This window comes from Sphingobium sp. SA2, from assembly GCF_032227065.1.
GTDB lineage: Bacteria > Pseudomonadota > Alphaproteobacteria > Sphingomonadales > Sphingomonadaceae > Sphingobium.
In genome coordinates this window covers 837,347-854,366 of record NZ_JAPMXX010000001.1, presented here as the reverse complement: position 1 = coordinate 854,366, position 17,020 = coordinate 837,347, and the positions used below count along the sequence as shown (strand labels likewise).

Below are 17,020 nucleotides of genomic sequence, written 5' to 3'. Positions count from 1 at the left end.
CCGGACGGGAGAGGTGAAGCCTGCGCATATCGTCGGCAGAATGCAGGACCCTCACAATGGCTATCACCATCACCGCTTTTGCCCAATCGCCCGATCGCGGCCGGGGGCTGGCACGCGATATGGGGGTCAGATGGGCCTTGGAGGAAGTGGGCCAGCCTTATGCGGTTCGCTTGTTGTCCTTTGCGGCGATGAAGGAAGCCCCGCATCAGTCGCTGCATCCGTTCGGGCAAATCCCGACCTATGAGGAAGGAGATTTGAGGCTGTTCGAATCCGGCGCGATCGTCCTCCACATCGCACAGCAGCATCCCGGCCTGTTGCCGGACGATGACATCGCGCGAGGGCGGGCCATCAGTTGGATGTTCGCGGCGCTCAGCACGGTGGAGCCCCCGATCCTCCATCGCGAAAGCGCCATGTTCACTGAACGCGACAAGCCTTGGCATGTTGAACGTCTGCAGATGATGGACGATCAGACTCGCCACCGTCTCGACGCCCTGTCAAAGCATTTGGATGATGCGGAATGGCTTGATGGTGCGTTCAGCGCGGGCGATTTGCTGATGGTCACTGTGCTGCGTCGGCTGACCATATCCGGCCTGCTGACCGCCTATCCCAATCTATGTACCTATGTCGCTCGTGGCGAGGCGCGCCCGGCCTTTAAGCACGCCTTCGCCGATCAGTTGGCGGTTTTCGCGCAGTCATCATAAAGGCAGCCAAACGCTGTGCGTAAAGCATGGATCAGCAAGTGATTCGCCGAGTCGCAACCAGCGATCGCCCACCACAACGCCACAGGGCAGCGATCAATTACCCTACGGAAAGCGTTGCATTGCGCTACGGATGCAAATTTTGCAATCGCACATGATGCTTTCGCACTTGCAGCAAAACGCCATTGGGGCGAAAACAAACTCGCCTTTCAGGCATCCTCTCCTAAAACTTTTACGGGCTGGTCTTCGGATCGGCCCTTTTTTTGTCTGGTGGCGTTTCGCCCTCCGGCCCTGCAGGGTCGACGCAGGTGGTTTTGGCTGGGTCGCGCCAGACGACGCCGACTTCGAGATAGGCTTCGAGTTCGCGCCAATGCCGGTCCCAGCCTGGGCCGCGCCTGGCGACGGGCACTTCCTGCTCCACCATCTGGCGCGCACGGGTAATCGGGTTGGCAGGCCGCTGGCCGATCCGCTCGACAATGTCGCGCAGCTCTTGCGGGCGGTCCTTGCTCATGGCTCTGCTTTCCTCCGCCGCGCTATCGCCCGTGCCATGGCGCGGGAAAGGCAGAGAGGCAAGGGCGAAGAAGCGGGGTTTAGCGGCGCTGCGGCGCAGCATCCTTGTGCGGCTGCGGTGCCCGCGCGCTGATGATCAACTGATTGAGGCGCAGTTCATCCTGCGCACCGGCGGCACATTGCCGACAAAACCAATCCAGATACCGCGCCAATAACAGCATGGTCTCTCTCCATTTATCTTATGGAGAAAGCATATCATAAATAGGCGGCAGCGGAAGAGCCTATGCTTACTGGTCCGCGCCGATCACGCGATAAAGCAGGATGCGGTTGGAGACGAGCGCCAGGTCGGTGGCGATCGCCGACTGGCGGGCGGCATAGAGCGTGCGCTGGCTGGTGAGCGTCGTGAGGAAGGTATCGATCCCCGCACGATAACGGCCTTCGGACAGGGCATAGGCCCGTTGGCTGGCAACCACGAGGCGACGCTGGGCGGCCTGCTGCGCGTCGATCGTCCCGTCGCGGGCCAGGGCATCGGCGACTTCCCTGAAAGCGGTCTGGATCGCGCCCTCATATTGCGCCAGCATCATGTCGCGCTGCGCCTTGCTAAAGTCGATATTGCCGCGCACGGGGCCGCCGAAAATCGGCAGGCTCGCCGACGGCGCGGCCGACCAGGCAAAGGCATCGCCGTTAAACAGCGAGGACAGGGCCGAACTGGCAACGCCGATCGCCGAGGTCAGGCTGATCCGCGGAAACATCGCCGCGCGCGCCGCGCCGATATCCGCGTTGGCGGCCATGAGCTGATGCTCGGCCTGTAGCACATCGGGACGCTGGAGCAGGATGTCCGAGGTCAGTCCGGCGGGCACATTGGCAATGCCCACAATCAGGCTGTCGAGCGAGGCCGGGAGCAGCGCATCCTCGACGGGCGCGCCTGCCAGCAGGTCGATCGCATTACGGTCCTGCGCCACCTGCGTCACATTGGCGGCGACATCGGAAGCGGCCTGTTCGACCGTGGTCTGCGCCTGATAGACGTCCAGCTTGCCGGTCAACCCGGCGCCGTTCAGCGAACTGACAAGGTCGAGCGTGCGCTGGGCGCTGGCGAGCGTCTGGCGCGAGACGGCGAGCAATTCCTGGTCAGCGGCCAGCGTCGCATAGGCGCTGGCCGTCTCGGCAATGAGCGCGATGCGCGCGGCGCGCGCGCCTTCCTGCGTCGCCAGATAGGATTGCAGCGCGGATTCCGACAAGTTGCGCAGGCGCCCGAACAGGTCGATCTCGAACGACCCAAAGCCGATGTCCGCGCTATAGCTATTCTGCCGCGTATCATTCTGACGGACGAAGGCGGCGCTGGCATCGCCGGTCACGGTGGGGAGCTGGCTCGCGCGCTGGATGCGATATTGGGCGCGGGCGGCCTGCACATTGGCCAGCGTCGCGCGCAGGTCGCGATTATTGGCGAGCGCGCGCGCGATCACCGTCTGGAGTTTGGCGTCACCCACCAATTGCGTCCACGGCAGGCCCGCCGCTGCCCCCGCCTGCGCCGGGGCATAAGCGTCGCCCGTGGGCAGGGCCGCTGGAACCGGCGCAGCGGGGCGGACATAGGTCTGGGCCATGTTGCACCCCGCCAGCGTCAGCGCGCTGGTCAGCAGAAGGAGCGAGCGGATCATGCGGGCAATCCTCCGTCCGGGGCGGGTCTTGGCGGCAGGGCTTTGGCTTTGGCCTTGCTGTCGAACAGCCGCGCGATGGTGACGAAGAAGAGCGGCACATAGAAGATCGCCAACAATGTAGCGGTCAACATGCCGCCGACGACCGCCGTGCCGATAGCGACCCGGCTCTGCGCGCCAGCACCGGTGGCGATGGCGAGCGGAATGACGCCCGCGATGAAGGCCAGCGAGGTCATCAGGATCGGGCGGAAGCGCAGCCTCGCGGCTTCGATCGCCGCCGACAGCGGGTCTTTGCCCTGGCGATGCGCGAGTTCGGCAAATTCGACGATCAGGATGGCATTCTTGGCGGCAAGACCCATGGTGGTAAGCAAGCCCACTTGGAAGAAGATATTATTCTCCAGCCCGCGCGCCCACACCGCGATCACCGCGCCGACAAGGCCAAGCGGCACCACCAGCAGCACCGCGATCGGAATCGACCAGCTTTCATACAAGGCGGCGAGGCAAAGGAAGACGACCAGCACCGACAGGCCGTACAGCAATGGCGCTTGCCCGCCCGACAATTGTTCCTGATAGGATAGGCCGCTCCAGGCATAACTGGTGCCTGCGGGAAGCTGTTGCTGTAGCTCAACGATGCGGTCCATCGCTTCGCCCGAACTGGCTCCCGCTGCCGCCTGACCCTGCAATTCATAGGAGGATTGGCCGTTGAAGCGCGCCAGCGTGGACGGCCCCATCGTCCAGCGGGTGGTCGCAAAGGCGGAGAAGGGCACCATTTCGCCGGTGGACGCTGATCGCACCATCCAATTGTCGAGGTCGGTCGGCAGTGCGCGATAGGGGGCGTCGGCCTGCATGAAGACGCGCTTCACCCGGCCGCGATCCACGAAATCATTGATGTAGCGACTGCCCCAGGCGGCGCTCAGAACAGAGTCCACATCGCTCTGGCTAAGCCCCAGGACGGCGAGCTTTTCGGAATCCACATCGATCTTGAGCTGCGGTGTATCCTCCAGCGCGGCGGCGCGCACGCCTGCGAGCAGCGGGTCTTTCGCGGCGGCGGCGATCAACTGGTTGCGCAGTTCCAGAAAACGGTCGCGGCTTAACCCACCGGTGTTGAGCAGTTGAAAGGTGAAGCCATTGGATTGGCCGAGGCCGCGAATGGCGGGCGGCGTCATCGCCAGCACCCTGGCGTCGCGAATGGCCGATAATTGCTTGTTGGCGCGCTCGGCAATGCCACCCGCGCTATTGACCGCACCCTTGCGATCTTCCCACGGCGCGAGGTTGATGAAGCCCTGCGCGACATTCTCGCCCTGACCTTGAAAACTGAACCCCGTCATGATGAAGGCGAAAGCGACATTGTCCTTCTCATCATTCAGAAAATAGTTCTGCACCTGCGCCGCGGTTTCGGTGGTGCGGCTGGACTTGGCACCGGCGGGCAGCGTCATCTGCACCATCACCTGACCCTGATCCTCGACCGGCAGGAAGCTGGAAGGCAGGCGCACGAACAGCAGGGCAAGGATGCCAAGGATCACAACATAGCCGACCCAGAACAGCTTGCGGCGTCCCAGCATCTGCTCGGTGCGGCGGATATAGCCGTTGGTCAGCCGATCGAACCCGCGGTTGAACTTGCCCGCCCAGCCATGATTGCGCCGTTCGTCATGCACGGGTTTGAGCAGGGTGGCGCAGAGCGCGGGCGAGAGAATGAGCGCCACCACGACCGAAAGCAGCATGGACGAGACGATGGTGATCGAGAATTGGCGATAGATGACGCCGGTCGATCCGCCGAAAAAGGCCATGGGCAACAGCACGGCGGACAGGACGAGGCCGATGCCGACCAACGCGCTGCCGATCTCCTCCATCGACTTGATCGTCGCGTCGCGGGGCGACAGCCCCTCTTCCTCCATGATCCGCTCGACATTTTCGACCACGACGATGGCGTCATCGACCAGCAGGCCGATCGACAACACCATGCCGAACAAAGTGAGCGTGTTGATGGAATAGCCGAACAGCGCCAGCACGCCGAAGGTGCCGAGCAGCACGACGGGCACCGCAATGGTGGGGATAAGGGTCGCGCGCCAGCTTTGCAGAAAGACGAACATGACCACGACGACCAGTAAGACAGCCTCGATCAGCGTCTTGATGACTTCGTTGACGGACAGTTTGATGAACGGCGTCGTATCGCGCGGATAGACCAGCTTATAGCCATGGGGCAGGTTTTGCGACAATTGCTCGACCCTGGCCTTGACCAGTTCGGCGGTCTTGAGCGCGTCGGCACCGGGTGCAAGTTGCAGCGCCATGCCCGATGCGGGATGGCCGTTCAGCCGCGCGGCGGTGGTGTAGCTTTCATTGCCCAATTCCACCCGTGCGACGTCGGACAGGTGGACGATCGACCCGTCGCGCTGCGTCTTGACGACGATGTTGCGGAACTGTTCGGGGGTTTCCAGCCGCGATCGCGCAGTGACCGTGGCGTTGATCTGCTGCCCGGCGGGTGCAGGATCGGCCCCGATCTGCCCTGCGGACACTTCGACATTCTGCGCCGATATCGCGCTCTGCACGTCCGAGGGCATCAGCTTGACGGCGGCGAGCTTATAGGGATCGAGCCAGACGCGCATCGCATATTGCGACCCGAAAATCTGGGTCGCGCCAATACCTTCGATCCGCGCGATCGGGTCTTGGAAATTATTGACCAGATAGTCCGAAATATCGGCCTGAGTCGCGAGGTCCGTCTCGTCATAGAGACCGACCAGCATCAGAAAGTCTGTCTGCTGCTTGGTGACGGTCAATCCCTGCTGCTGCACCGGATTGGGCAGGCGGCTTAGCGCCTGCTGTACGCGATTTTGCACCTGCACCTGCGCGGTGTCGGGGTCGGTGCCCTTCTGGAAGGTGACGGTGATTTGCGACCGGCCCGTCGCGGACGACGAAGACGAGAAATACATCAGCCCGTCAATGCCGGTCAGTTGCTGTTCGATGACCTGGGTAACGGCGGTTTCGACGGTGTCGGCGGACGCACCCGGATAGGTCGCGCTGATGCCGACGCCGGGCGGCGCAATGTCGGGATATTGGGCGATGGGCAGCGAAAACATCGCCCCCAGCCCCGCCAGCATGATGCCGATGGCGATGACCCAGGCAAAGATCGGCCGTTCGATGAAATAGCGACTGAGCATGGCTTATTTCGATGCCGCGACGGGCTTGACGACATCGTCGGGCTGCACCTTGCCCGTGCCTTCGACGATCAGCCTGTCACCGGCTTTCAACCCCTTGGTGATCAGCCATTTGTCGCCGATCGCCTGGCCCGCCGTCACGGTGCGGCGCTCGACCTTGTTCGCGCTGTTCACCACCAGGGCGGTGGCATTGCCTTTGGGATCGCGCGTGATCCCCTGTTGCGGCGCGAGGATTGCGCCCGGCACGACCGATTGCGGGGCGACGACCCGCACGAACATGCCGGGCATCAACAGCCCGTCGGGATTGGGGAAGCGCGCGCGCAGCGTCACCGTGCCGCTATTGACGTCGACAATCGGCTCGGCGAACGCGATCACCCCCTCCTGCGGATAATCGCTGCCATCCTCCAGTTTCAGGCGGATGGTCGCGCTGGCGGGCAGGGTCTGGCCCGACGCCAGCGAACGACGCAGCGCGAGCAACTGGGTGCTGGACTGCGTGACATCGACATAGATCGGGTCGAGTTGCTGGATCGTCGTCAGCGGATCGGCCTGGCTGGCGGTCACGAGCGCGCCCGGCGTGAACAGGGTGCGGCCGATACGCCCGCTGATCGGCGCGCGGACCAGGGTGAATTGCAGGTTGACGTTGCTGGTCTGCAGGCTGGCGCGGGCCTGCTGCACGGCGGCGCTGGCCTGCCGCGCCGTAGCGGTGACATCGTCACGATCCTGCGCGCTGACGGCTTCGCTGTCGCCAAGCAATGTGTAGCGGCGCGCCCTGGCCTGCGCCGCCATCTGGGTCGCCTGCGCGCTCGCCAGCGCGGCCTGCGCTTCGTCGCGCGACGCACGATAGAGGCGTTCGTCAATCTGGTAGAGCGGTTGCCCCGCCGTCACCATCGCGCCTTCGGTGAACAGGCGCTTCTGAATCAGGCCTGCAACCTGGGGCCGGACTTCCGACATCATCGCCGACACGGTGCGGCCAGGCAGTTCGCTCGCCACCGTGACATTTTGCGTCGTCAGGGTGACGACCCCCACTTCGACCGGGCCTTTTTGCGGGGGCTTGGGTTCAGCGCAGGCGGCGATCAATATGCAGAGCGCCAGAGGCACGGTGCGAAAAGGCGAGGGCATAGAGTAGCGTCGATCCTTGCGTGAACCAGGCGGAGCCTCGCGTCATCGGCGGGCCGGCCGGACACGGGGGGAGGGGGAGGGATCGTGCGCCGGACGGACATGGTCCGCTGACGTCGCGAGGACTCCGCTTGGCGTCGGCTAGGGGGTGCCGACGCTCTCGTCCTGACGCTTTTGCCTGTCACATGGTAGAGCGACTTATGGTCGGCCTGTCGCATCGCCTCGCCGGCGCGTAACGCTTTGTATCAGCCTGTAGCAGGGTGCGGAGAAGCGCAGACTTTTGCCGGTACGCACGATAGAAGACCGCATGATCGACCCTTCCCTTCCTCCTGCCGCCACGGTGCTGGTGGTCGATGACGATGCCGATATTCGCGACCTGATCATCGGGCAGTTGCGGCAGGAAAATTACCGGCTGCTGGGTGTGGGCAGCCTGACCGAACTGCGCCAGACGCTGCGCGAGGAGACGATCGACCTCATCGTGCTGGACCTCAACCTGCCCGATGGTGACGGCTTGTCGCTGTGCCGCGAGTTGCGGGCCGAGGGATCGGCCGTGCAAATCATCATGGTGACTGCGCGCGGCAGTGCGATCGACCGGGTGCTGGGGCTGGAGCTGGGCGCCGACGATTATCTGACCAAACCGTTCGAACCGCGCGAATTGCTGGTGCGTATCCGCAACCTGTTGCGGCGCGGGCGGAGTGAACCTGTGGCACCGGCCGAGGCGATGCGCTACGCCCATTTCGGGCCGTGGCGGCTGGACCTCGTACAACGACGGCTGGTCGCGCCCGACGAGCGGCTGGTGATGCTGTCGTCGGCGGAATATCGCTTGCTCTGTCGCTTCATCGAGGAACCGAATGTCGTTCTGGCGCGCGAGGCGTTGCTGCCCGAACGGCGCGCGACCGCTGCCTTCGACCGGACGATCGACCTGCAGATCAGCCGGTTGCGGCAGAAACTGGCGGTCTTGCCCGGCGGTAGCGAACTGATCCTGACGGTGCGTGGCGAGGGCTATGTGCTGGCCAGCGCGGTCGATTATTCATGATCCGTCGGTCCTTGTCGCGCGTGCCGGTCTTCTTCCGGTCCATGACCGGCCAGATTTTCGTGATCCTGACGATCGGCATGTCGGTCGCCGCGATCATCGCGCTGATGGTCGCTGAACAGACGCGGCGGCATGATTTTGAACGGGTGCGGCGTCAGCGGGTGGTGGCGAGCGCGCTAGACATTGCCGACCGCTTGCGCCGCGATCCGGCGCGGATCGAGGCGATGATGGCGACGCACAGCATCATCGGTGCCTCGCCTGCCCCGGCGGGGGTCGCGATCAACGAACCGGACGCCGACCTGCAGGCGACGCTGTCCGACCGCCTTGGCCCACGCTCTTTGCCCGAAGCCGGGCAAGTGCCGCTTGGCCTCTGCTTCCCTGATTTCGCCCGGACGACCGAGCGCGCGGCGGGGTTGGTGGATGCGCCGCGACCCGATTGCTGGGTTGTCCGTTTCACCGACAGCAGTGGCCAGCGGCGCGCGCTGGCCCTGACCTTCCCGCGCCTCGCCAAGCCGCTGCGGGTCATCTATAATCCGCTCTACCTGATGGTCATCATCGCCGCGTCGGCCGGACTGGCGATCCTTGTCGCGCGCTTCGTATCCAAACCGTTACGCCGTCTGGAACGCGCGGCCGAAGCCTTTTCGGTATCACTCGACCCGGAGGAAATTCCCGAACGGGGACCGGAAGAGGTGCGCGCGGCGCTTTCCACCTTCAACCTCATGCAGCGCCGCGCCCGCGCCGGTTTTGCCGAGCGCACGCAATTGCTGGCCGCAATCAGCCATGATCTTCAGACGCCGATGACACGGATGCGGCTGCGGCTGGAGTTGATGGAGGAGGGCGAGTTGCGCGCGCGCCTGCTACAGGATCTGCAGGCGATGCAGACGCTGGTGCGCGAGGGGCTGGACCTCGCCAGCAGCACCGAAGCGCGCGAGCCATGGTCGCAACTCGACATCGACTCGCTGCTCGCGAGCATGGCCGAGGATGCGCAGGAACTCGGCGCGCCGGTGCGGTTCATCACGGGCTGTGGCGGAACGGTGCGGGTGAAGCCCAATGCGCTGACCCGCTGCATCGGCAATCTGGTCGACAATGCGATCAAATATGGCGGCAGTGCCGATATAAGCTGCGCGCGGACCGGCGGGCGCGTGCTGATCCATGTGCGCGACCGGGGGCCGGGCATTGCGCCCGATCAGCTTGATCAGATGTTCGAGCCGTTCACGCGGGGGCCGAGCGGTCAACCCGGCGGGCGGCACGGGACTGGCATCGGCCTCACCATCGCCCGGTCGCTGGCGATGAGTTTCGAGGCATCGGTGCGCTTGCGCAATGCCGACGATGGCGGATTGATCGCTACCATCGACATGAAGGGGTAGGCCAAGTTTGCGTTACGCCGACAAGGCCTGCCAACCAGCGATGAACGCGCGCGCCGCTTCGCCGACCTGCGCCGCGGTCGCGCCGGGCTTGTAGAGCGCCGAGCCAAGGCCGAACCCATTGGCCCCCGCCTGAACCCAGGGGGCCATATTGCCGGGGTTGATGCCGCCGACGATCAGCACCGGCATATCCTTCGGCAGGACCGCGCGCTGCGCCTTGAGCAGGGCAGGGGTGGCGGCCTCCGCCGGGAAGAGCTTGAGCGCACTTGCCCCCGCTCGGATCGCGGCAAAGGCTTCGGTCGGGGTGAAATAGCCCGGCATCGAAATCATGCCCGCCTGCGCGGTCGCGGCGATCACTTCGACATCGCTGTTGGGCGAGATGACGAGTTGTCCGCCCGCCTGCCGCACCTGTTCGACCTGCTCGACGGTCAGCACCGTGCCTGCGCCGACCAGTGCCCGCCCTTCGAACCGGCGCGCCAGCCGGGCGATGCTGTCGATCGGGTAGGGCGAGTTCATCGGCACTTCGATGAGCGTGAAGCCCGCTTCGACGAGCGCGTCGCCGATCGGTTCGACCTCGTCCGGCCGCACGCCGCGCAAAATGGCGACCAGCGGGCAGCGGGTAAAGGCGGTGGGGAAATCCAGGCTCATGCAATCTGCTCCCAAAGGCGGGTCATGCCCGCGATAAAGGCGGCTTCGCTATCGACCATGACGGCGGTGCCGCCCAGTTCCATGATCGCGCAGCTGTAGAGGGCGCCCAACGTCGGATCGGCCAACAGATGGACAGTGCCGCCGGTCGCATGGGCGGCGCAATCATTGCCGATCAGCAGGCCGCTGGCGAAGGACGCGGCGTCCGCGCGGTCGCGCAGGCCAAGCAGGCCCGCCGGGCGGATGGCGAACAGCGAGGCGAGCATATCCCCGCGTCTGGCTTCGCGTACGCCCGCCAAGAAGGCGTCGCCCGGCATGACCGGACCCGTCATATCCTGTCCGATCAAGGCATGGGCCTTGAGCAGGGCGAACATCTCGCCAGTCATGGCCGTGACGAAGGCGGCGATCGCGCCGCCACGCATCCACGCCCATTTGCAATGGGTGCCGGGCTGGCACAGCAGCGCGTCGGCGGGGACGAGGCCAGCGGCAACAGCGCCGAGCAATTGCACTTCCTCGCCCCGCATCACGTCGCCACGGCCGTCCGCGATATGCGACACGCCCGGCACGATCATGACGCCCTCGGCGGGGTGCGCCATCGCGGCGGCCAGTATATCGAGCGTTGCGGGCGTGGGCACATAGCCCGCATCGATCCAGCCGCGATTGGACCCGACCATCCCCGCCAGCAACAGCGGGCCGCCGCCCAGCCGCGCGCGCAGGCGATCGACTTCCTGCTCAAAGCCGCCAGGCGGCACCGATGTCACGCCCAGCGTATCGCGGTGCGTCGCGACCACTGCGCCATCCTCAATCCGATAGGCGCGGCGATTGGTCGTGCCCCAATCGACGGCGATGAAATGCGCTATTCCCATATTGTCCGAGTATATCGAGGCCTTTGCAAAGGCAACGCTGTTGGTCGCCGGTCCGTGCTAAGGGTGTGACCGTTCAATCATATTGCCATATCCGTATGCCTGGGATACTTTTGCGGCGATTGGCAAGATCGGTCGACGGGCAAAGATAAGCGCGCGACGAAAAGGGGAGAGGATGTTGGCTATGATCCACCATATATATGGCCGCGAGATGGTCGGTCGATGAGCGCGGTCGAGCGTTTCTCCACGCGTCTCGTGCCGCCGCAAAGTCGCCAGCTCTTCTGGCGCGAGGTGGTGGCGGAGGCCTTTCCCGGCATGACCGCGCATGCACCCGAAGGGATCAAGGCCGAGCTTGCGCGCTGGTCGCTCGGCGGTGTCGGCTTTGCCCGCGCGCGCAGCGAGCGGGCGCAGGTCAGCCGGGTCGTGACGGAAGGCGAAGAGCGGCACCTGTTGCTGCACCTGCTTCATCGGGGATCGATGACGATGATCCATGGCGACCGCAGCAGCATGGCGCGGGTCGGCGACGTCGTCATCGCAGATGACCGCCACCCTTATGCCATCGACATTTCGCAGTTCAACGACTGCCTGATCCTGCAGGTGCCGGTGTCGATGATGGGCGACGAAATCGCCGCGCGCGATTGGCACGGCTGTCTGGTGCCATCGACCAACCCGCATGTCCTGTTCCTCGCCCATGTGTTGCAAGGCCTATGGTCACAGCGCGACCAGCTCGCCGCACTGGACGATGAGGCGGGCGTGCTGCTGGCCGATGCGGCACGGCTGCTTTGCCGACGCAGCGTGCTCGATCGACCGGCGATCGCCATGCCGCGCTCGCCGGTCGATTATGCGCTGGAGCATCTGGGCAATCCAGACCTTGGCACGGCGCTGATCTGCGAAGCGCTCGACCTCTCCCCCCGCGCCGTCCAAAAAAGCTTCTTTCGCCATGTCGGGCTGACGCCGACCGCGTTCATCACCACGCGGCGGCTCGAACGGGCGGCGGCCTTGCTGGCCCGTGACGACGGCATGACGATCACGGACGTCGCCTTCGACGTCGGTTTCAGCGACTCCGCTTTCTTCACCCGCTGCTTCCGCCGTCATTTCGGCGTCTCGCCCAGCCAGTGGCGCAGCGGCCAGGGTGGTTCGCTTTTGTCCTGATCCCCGGTTCGCCCCTATCCAAGACGCGATGGGGGCTGCCGCCTATGATGGCCGACAACACACCGGAACAGGTGGGCCATTATGGGAGGATTGAAGATGGGCAAGTCGATGATCGCGGCGCTGATGGCGTCGAGCGCGATGGCCAGCACGCCACTATTGGCACAGGATGCCGAACAATCGGGCGGTATCGCCGAAATCGTCGTGACGGCGCAGAAGCGCGCGGAAAATGTGCAGGATGTGCCGATCGCCATTTCGGCCTTCACTGCTGAGTCCTTGCAGGAGCGCGCTGTTGGCAGCGTGTCGCAGCTTTCCGCCATCGCGCCCAACGTCAATCTGGACGCTGGCACGCCCTTTTCCGGTTCCACCGCCGTTCTGGCCGCCTATATTCGCGGCATCGGGTCGGACGATTTCGCCTTCAACATCGATCCGGGCGTCGGCATCTATCTCGACGGCGTCTATCTCGCCCGCACGGTCGGCGCGAACCAGGATCTGCTCGATGTCGAGCGGGTGGAAATATTGAAGGGACCGCAGGGCACCCTGTTCGGCCGCAATACGATCGGCGGCGCGATCTCGATCGTCACGGCCGATCCGGGTGACGAATTCAAAGCCAAGGGCGACGTGACGCTGGGCAGCTACAAGCTGTTCCAGGTGCGCGGGTCGGTAACGGTGCCGATCACCGATGGCCTCAGCTCCGCTTTCACCTTCGGCATCAAGTCGCGCGACGGCTTCTTGAAGCGCTTGCCCTATCCCGATCAGCGGGCGAACAATACGCCCTCCTTCGACGCATTCTCGGCCGCTGGCTATGACAGCGCCGCCAAGGAAGGTGCCAATGACAATTGGAACCTGCGCGGCAAGCTGCGCTGGGACAATGGTGGCGCGGTGCGCGCGACCTTCTCCGGCGACTATAGCAAGGACAAGGGCACGTCGGCCAACAAGCTGATCGGCACGACCGAGTTCGTGCCCGGCAATTTTGCGGGCACGACCAACCTGCCCGGTACGGCGTTCGACCCGACCGGCACCACCGGCTTCCTGTTCGCTGGCCTCTATAATTTCTGCATCGGCAGCACGGGCGCGCAAATCGCGGCGCGCAACGCCCAGGCCTTGTGCGGTGTGGCAGGCACCCAGTTCAATCCGCAATTCCAGCTGGCCAGCGTCGCCAGCGCCAATGTCGATGGCAATCCCGCCAATGACCGCCTGCCCTGGGACGGTCGCTATCTGATCGACAATCCCGATCGCAGCTATGCCAGCGGCAACAGCTATTCCAACCTCGAAAGCTGGGGCCTGAGCAGCATCGTCGACTTCGACCTGGCCGACAATCTCGCGCTCAAATCGATCACCGCCTATCGTGAGCTGCACTGGAATGCCGGCCTCGATGCGGACGGATCGCCGCTCAATTTCGTGCAGTTGAGCTTCACCATGAACCAGTGGCAGTTCAGCCAGGAATTGCAGCTGCTCGGCAACGCCCTGGATGAAAAGCTCAACTATGTTTTGGGCGCCTATTATTTCAAGGAAGCGGGCGACCTGCACGACTATGTGACCTTCGCCGAAGGGCTGGTGCAGGTCGATGGTCCCAATGAATTGGCAACGAAGAATTACGCCTTTTTCGGCCAGATCGACTATCGCCCAATCGACCTGATCGGCATCACCATCGGTGGGCGCTACACCAACGAACGCAAGCGGTTCGAGGGTGGGCAGCAGGAATTGAACGGCTTTAACTATAAGCTATTTGGCTGCTCGGACGCCAATGGCAATATCGCCCCCGGCGGTGCCTTCCCGCTGGCCCCTATTCCCTGCCAGGCGGGCCTTGGCTATCCCGACCCAAACAACCCTGTCCGCGTCTACACACCCGGCGTCAACCGCAAGAAATTCAGCGATTTTTCTCCCAAGGTCGGCGTACAGATCCATCCCACCGACGATGTCATGCTCTATGGTAGTTGGTCGAAGGGTTATAAGACCGGCGGCTGGACCACGCGCCTCACCAACCCACAGGGCAATGTCGCTCCCGACTTCAACGAGGAAAAGGCAACCACCTGGGAAGCGGGCATCAAGTCCACGCTGCTCGACCGGCATCTGCAACTCAACGCGGCGGTCTTTTCGACCAAATATCGCGACATTCAGCTCAATATCCAGGTCGGCACCTCGCCCACCATCGCCAATGCGGGCGATGCGCGCATTCGTGGCTTCGAATTGGAGATGGTGGCGGCGCCGGTCGATGGCCTGACTATCAATGGCGCGGTCGGTTATATCGACGCGCAATATACATCGGTGTCGGCGGGTGCTGCCGCGGTCGGCGGGGCTAATGGCTTCCAGGCCGGGACGCTGGTCGGCGAAACCCTGCCCAAGACGCCCAAATGGAAAGTCAATCTCAGCCCCCGCTACGAAGCAAAGCTCGGCAATGGCGCGTCGCTCGTCATGCTGGCCGACTGGACCTATACGTCCAGCGCCTGGAACGACACGCAACGTACCCTGCTGCTCAAGCGGGTATCGACCGACATCGTCAACGCCTCGATCAGCTATCGCGCGCCGGACGGCCAGTGGTCGGTAACGGCGGGCGGCACCAACCTGACCGACAAGCGATTCCTGACATCGGGCGGGTCCAACATCGCGGCGGGTGCGATCTTTGGCACTTATAACCGGCCGCGCGAATGGTATCTGCGCTTTGGCTTCGATTTCTGATCATGGGCCGGATCGCGATCAGGGCCGCTGTGGTGGAAGCACCGGGCGGTCCCTTCCACTTCGAAACGCTGGCCATGGACCCGCCCGGTCCCGACCAGGTCCGCGTGCGGCTTCATGCCTGCGGCATCTGCCACACCGACATGGTGATGCGCGACGGCGCATTGCCCACGCCCTTCCCGGTCATATTGGGGCATGAAGGGGCAGGCGTGGTCGATGCGGTTGGCTCCGCCATCGACGATGTGGCCGTCGGCGACCATGTGTTGCTGAGCTTCCATAGCTGCGGCGCCTGTGGGGCCTGCCATGATCATCAACCGGGCTATTGCGTCGAATTCGTGCCGCGCAATTTCATGGGGCTAACGCAGGAAGGCGAAGGCGGCATCTGGCGCGGCGATCAGCGGATCGGCAGCAATATCTTCGGCCAGTCGGCCTTTGCGACTCATGCGCTTGCGCATCGCGACAATGTGGTGCGGATCGACCCGGACCTGCCGCTCGACATCCTTGCCCCTTTGGGTTGCGGGATACAGACGGGCGCAGGCACGGTGCTGGAAACGCTCAAGGTCGCGCCTGGCCAGTCGATCGCCATCCTGGGGGCGGGCGCCGTTGGCCTGGCCGCCGTCATGGCGGCAGTAATTGCCGGGGCTGGAAGGATCGTAGTGATCGATCGCCATGCCAGCCGCCTGGACCTTGCCCGCACATTGGGCGCGACCGAAACAAGCGATGATCTCGCATCGATCGAAGGCCTGTTCGACCATATCGTCGACACGACCGGCGTTCCGGCCTTGCTTGGCCCAGCCGTCGAGAAACTGGCGCAGCGCGGCACGCTCGCCCTGGTCGGCGCCTATCCGCCCGGCGGCTGCGCCATCGATGCGTCGGCGATCATGAGCATGGGGCGGCGGATCGTCGGCGTGGTCGAGGGCGGCATCGATCCGCAAAGCTTCATTCCCCGCCTAATCGGCTATTATCGCGACGGCCGGTTGCCGCTGGAAAAGCTGATCCAGCGCTATGTCTTTGACGATTTGCAGGCGGCCTTCGCCGCGTCGGAAAGCGGGGCGGTCGTCAAGCCGGTGGTGGTGATGGATCAGCCCTGACGTTCAGCGACCGGCAAGGCGGATCGGGCCATAGCGTCAGCCCAGCAACAGGGAGACGCATCATGGTGGACAAATTGGGGACAGCGCCGACCGGCCTTTGCAACAGGCGCAGCTTGATCGCGACAATCGCGCTGTTGCCGCTTGCCGCCTGCGCGACTCCGATGGGCCGCTATACCGTGGAGGAAGCGGTGCGCCGCCTGCTCCAATTGTCGAGCCAGCGCGCCTTTGCGCGCCTGACCGAACCGGGCGGCTTTTACGACGATCAACTCACCCGCATCACGCCCCCCGATCTGGGCGGGGACCGGGGTGGCGCGGTGTTGTCCGCGCTGCTGCGCACCCGCGCGGTGCGCGATCGGGTGGGTATGGCGCTCAACGATGTCGCCGTCGATCTGGCCGACAATGCCGCGCCGATCGTGATGGATGCGGTGCAGCGCATGACGCTGGCCGATGCCGTGTCCGTCCTGCGTGGCGGGCCGACGGCGGCGACCGACCTTTTGGCGCGCGAAGCACGCGGTTCTGTGGTCGAAGCCTTGTTGCCCGGCGCGTCACGCGCGCTGCAATCGGACATGTTCGAAATGCTCACCGCAGCGCTGTCCGCCACAGGCGGCCGGGATTATGCGGCGCTGGCGGACAATGTGTCGGGCCAGATTGGCGATGCCATCTTCCGCGCCATCGGCCGCGAGGAAGCGGAGATACGGCGCGACCCCGGCGCCACGCGCGACCCGATCCTGATGGCGCTGCTGCGATAAGCCCCTTGATTTTGGCGGCGCGCCGTGGTGTTCCGGCCCCTATGGAACAGAAATATCCCGGCGTCGCCGCCATCCCCTGGGACCAGCCCGCGACGATGATCGACCTGGACGGCAAGCCGCCGCTGATCGGCACGATCCGCGACTGCGCGACGCATTTCGCGCTCTATAAACCCCACGCCCAGACGCAGGCGCGGGTTTTGCTCACTCACCCCGTCCATCGGGAAGGCCGCAAGACGCGGACCTGGCTGCTGGAACCCAATGAGATCGAAGCGCTGGTCGGGCGAATGCGCAGCGAGGCACACTAAGGTTCGACCAGTGCGCG

Annotated in this window: 15 protein-coding genes; 8 read left to right on the top strand and 7 right to left on the bottom strand. The window is 64.4% G+C overall.

The window, feature by feature from the left end; genetic code table 11:
* Nucleotides 1-56: 56 nt before the first annotated feature.
* Entirely contained in the window at nucleotides 57-701 is a 645-nt protein-coding gene (locus OVY48_RS04185) for a glutathione S-transferase family protein (RefSeq protein ID WP_037480450.1), read from the top strand.
* Nucleotides 702-930: 229 nt separating this feature from the next.
* Here OVY48_RS04185 and OVY48_RS04180 read toward each other — a convergent pair whose 3' ends face one another.
* From OVY48_RS04180 to OVY48_RS04160, 5 genes are all read right to left on the bottom strand, one after another.
* Nucleotides 931-1,209, bottom strand: a complete 279-nt coding sequence (locus tag OVY48_RS04180; RefSeq protein ID WP_313921899.1) for a hypothetical protein — start codon at nucleotides 1,207-1,209, stop codon at nucleotides 931-933.
* A 79-nt stretch (nucleotides 1,210-1,288) separates the two neighbouring features.
* On the bottom strand, nucleotides 1,289-1,429 hold the full coding sequence (locus OVY48_RS04175; RefSeq protein WP_313921898.1) for a hypothetical protein: 141 nt from the start codon (nucleotides 1,427-1,429) through the stop codon (nucleotides 1,289-1,291).
* Between the two features lie 66 nt (nucleotides 1,430-1,495).
* Nucleotides 1,496-2,863, bottom strand: a complete 1,368-nt coding sequence (locus tag OVY48_RS04170) for an efflux transporter outer membrane subunit (protein ID WP_313921897.1) — start codon at nucleotides 2,861-2,863, stop codon at nucleotides 1,496-1,498.
* On the bottom strand, nucleotides 2,860-6,015 hold the full coding sequence (locus tag OVY48_RS04165; RefSeq protein ID WP_313921896.1) for an efflux RND transporter permease subunit: 3,156 nt from the start codon (nucleotides 6,013-6,015) through the stop codon (nucleotides 2,860-2,862). The genes OVY48_RS04170 and OVY48_RS04165 overlap by 4 nt, the downstream gene beginning before the upstream one ends.
* A 3-nt stretch (nucleotides 6,016-6,018) precedes the next feature.
* On the bottom strand, nucleotides 6,019-7,131 hold the full coding sequence (locus OVY48_RS04160; protein WP_313921895.1) for an efflux RND transporter periplasmic adaptor subunit: 1,113 nt from the start codon (nucleotides 7,129-7,131) through the stop codon (nucleotides 6,019-6,021).
* Between the two features lie 304 nt (nucleotides 7,132-7,435).
* Between OVY48_RS04160 and OVY48_RS04155 the strand changes: the two genes are divergently transcribed.
* Together OVY48_RS04155 and OVY48_RS04150 are read left to right on the top strand one after the other, a co-directional pair.
* Nucleotides 7,436-8,164: a response regulator gene (locus tag OVY48_RS04155; RefSeq protein WP_037473208.1), complete on the top strand. Its 729-nt coding sequence runs from the start codon at nucleotides 7,436-7,438 to the stop codon at nucleotides 8,162-8,164.
* Nucleotides 8,161-9,528, top strand: a complete 1,368-nt coding sequence (locus OVY48_RS04150; RefSeq protein ID WP_313921894.1) for an ATP-binding protein — start codon at nucleotides 8,161-8,163, stop codon at nucleotides 9,526-9,528. The genes OVY48_RS04155 and OVY48_RS04150 overlap by 4 nt, the downstream gene beginning before the upstream one ends.
* Before the next feature lie 12 nt (nucleotides 9,529-9,540).
* Here OVY48_RS04150 and OVY48_RS04145 read toward each other — a convergent pair whose 3' ends face one another.
* Together OVY48_RS04145 and OVY48_RS04140 are read right to left on the bottom strand one after the other, a co-directional pair.
* Complete coding sequence (locus OVY48_RS04145; RefSeq protein WP_313921893.1) at nucleotides 9,541-10,173, bottom strand: 2-dehydro-3-deoxy-6-phosphogalactonate aldolase; 633 nt, start codon at nucleotides 10,171-10,173, stop codon at nucleotides 9,541-9,543.
* The gene (locus OVY48_RS04140) at nucleotides 10,170-11,036 is read right to left on the bottom strand and encodes a 2-dehydro-3-deoxygalactonokinase (RefSeq protein ID WP_313921892.1); all 867 of its coding nucleotides are present in this window, start codon (nucleotides 11,034-11,036) and stop codon (nucleotides 10,170-10,172) included. The genes OVY48_RS04145 and OVY48_RS04140 overlap by 4 nt, the downstream gene beginning before the upstream one ends.
* A 219-nt stretch (nucleotides 11,037-11,255) precedes the next feature.
* Between OVY48_RS04140 and OVY48_RS04135 the strand changes: the two genes are divergently transcribed.
* The 5 genes from OVY48_RS04135 to OVY48_RS04115 all read left to right on the top strand — a co-directional run bounded on the left by OVY48_RS04135 (nucleotide 11,256) and on the right by OVY48_RS04115 (nucleotide 17,003).
* The gene (locus OVY48_RS04135; RefSeq protein WP_313921891.1) at nucleotides 11,256-12,185 is read left to right on the top strand and encodes a helix-turn-helix transcriptional regulator; all 930 of its coding nucleotides are present in this window, start codon (nucleotides 11,256-11,258) and stop codon (nucleotides 12,183-12,185) included.
* A gap of 81 nt (nucleotides 12,186-12,266) precedes the next feature.
* Nucleotides 12,267-14,861, top strand: coding sequence for a TonB-dependent receptor (locus tag OVY48_RS04130; protein ID WP_313921890.1), 2,595 nt, complete (start codon nucleotides 12,267-12,269; stop codon nucleotides 14,859-14,861).
* 2 nt (nucleotides 14,862-14,863) lie between these two features.
* Nucleotides 14,864-15,949, top strand: coding sequence for an NAD(P)-dependent alcohol dehydrogenase (locus OVY48_RS04125; RefSeq protein WP_313921889.1), 1,086 nt, complete (start codon nucleotides 14,864-14,866; stop codon nucleotides 15,947-15,949).
* Nucleotides 15,950-16,011: 62 nt separating this feature from the next.
* Nucleotides 16,012-16,698 (top strand): DUF4197 domain-containing protein, encoded by a 687-nt coding sequence (locus OVY48_RS04120; protein ID WP_313921888.1) that lies wholly within the window; start codon nucleotides 16,012-16,014, stop codon nucleotides 16,696-16,698.
* A 41-nt stretch (nucleotides 16,699-16,739) separates the two neighbouring features.
* Entirely contained in the window at nucleotides 16,740-17,003 is a 264-nt protein-coding gene (locus OVY48_RS04115) for a hypothetical protein (RefSeq protein ID WP_037473199.1), read from the top strand.
* The last annotated feature ends 17 nt before the right edge of the window (nucleotides 17,004-17,020 follow it).

What these genes read in the sequence shown, in the direction of transcription:
- OVY48_RS04175 (WP_313921898.1), bottom strand. Translation starts at nt 1,429, where the DNA reads ATGCTGTTATTGGCGCGGTATCTGGATTGGTTTTGTCGGCAATGTGCC.
- OVY48_RS04135 (WP_313921891.1), top strand. Translation starts at nt 11,256, where the DNA reads ATGAGCGCGGTCGAGCGTTTCTCCACGCGTCTCGTGCCGCCGCAAAGT.
- OVY48_RS04150 (WP_313921894.1), top strand. Translation starts at nt 8,161, where the DNA reads ATGATCCGTCGGTCCTTGTCGCGCGTGCCGGTCTTCTTCCGGTCCATG.
- OVY48_RS04165 (WP_313921896.1), bottom strand. Translation starts at nt 6,015, where the DNA reads ATGCTCAGTCGCTATTTCATCGAACGGCCGATCTTTGCCTGGGTCATC.
- OVY48_RS04115 (WP_037473199.1), top strand. Translation starts at nt 16,740, where the DNA reads ATGGAACAGAAATATCCCGGCGTCGCCGCCATCCCCTGGGACCAGCCC.
- OVY48_RS04185 (WP_037480450.1), top strand. Translation starts at nt 57, where the DNA reads ATGGCTATCACCATCACCGCTTTTGCCCAATCGCCCGATCGCGGCCGG.
- OVY48_RS04170 (WP_313921897.1), bottom strand. Translation starts at nt 2,863, where the DNA reads ATGATCCGCTCGCTCCTTCTGCTGACCAGCGCGCTGACGCTGGCGGGG.
- OVY48_RS04140 (WP_313921892.1), bottom strand. Translation starts at nt 11,036, where the DNA reads ATGGGAATAGCGCATTTCATCGCCGTCGATTGGGGCACGACCAATCGC.
- OVY48_RS04155 (WP_037473208.1), top strand. Translation starts at nt 7,436, where the DNA reads ATGATCGACCCTTCCCTTCCTCCTGCCGCCACGGTGCTGGTGGTCGAT.
- OVY48_RS04120 (WP_313921888.1), top strand. Translation starts at nt 16,012, where the DNA reads ATGGTGGACAAATTGGGGACAGCGCCGACCGGCCTTTGCAACAGGCGC.
- OVY48_RS04130 (WP_313921890.1), top strand. Translation starts at nt 12,267, where the DNA reads ATGGGAGGATTGAAGATGGGCAAGTCGATGATCGCGGCGCTGATGGCG.
- OVY48_RS04125 (WP_313921889.1), top strand. Translation starts at nt 14,864, where the DNA reads ATGGGCCGGATCGCGATCAGGGCCGCTGTGGTGGAAGCACCGGGCGGT.
- OVY48_RS04180 (WP_313921899.1), bottom strand. Translation starts at nt 1,209, where the DNA reads ATGAGCAAGGACCGCCCGCAAGAGCTGCGCGACATTGTCGAGCGGATC.
- OVY48_RS04145 (WP_313921893.1), bottom strand. Translation starts at nt 10,173, where the DNA reads ATGAGCCTGGATTTCCCCACCGCCTTTACCCGCTGCCCGCTGGTCGCC.
- OVY48_RS04160 (WP_313921895.1), bottom strand. Translation starts at nt 7,131, where the DNA reads ATGCCCTCGCCTTTTCGCACCGTGCCTCTGGCGCTCTGCATATTGATC.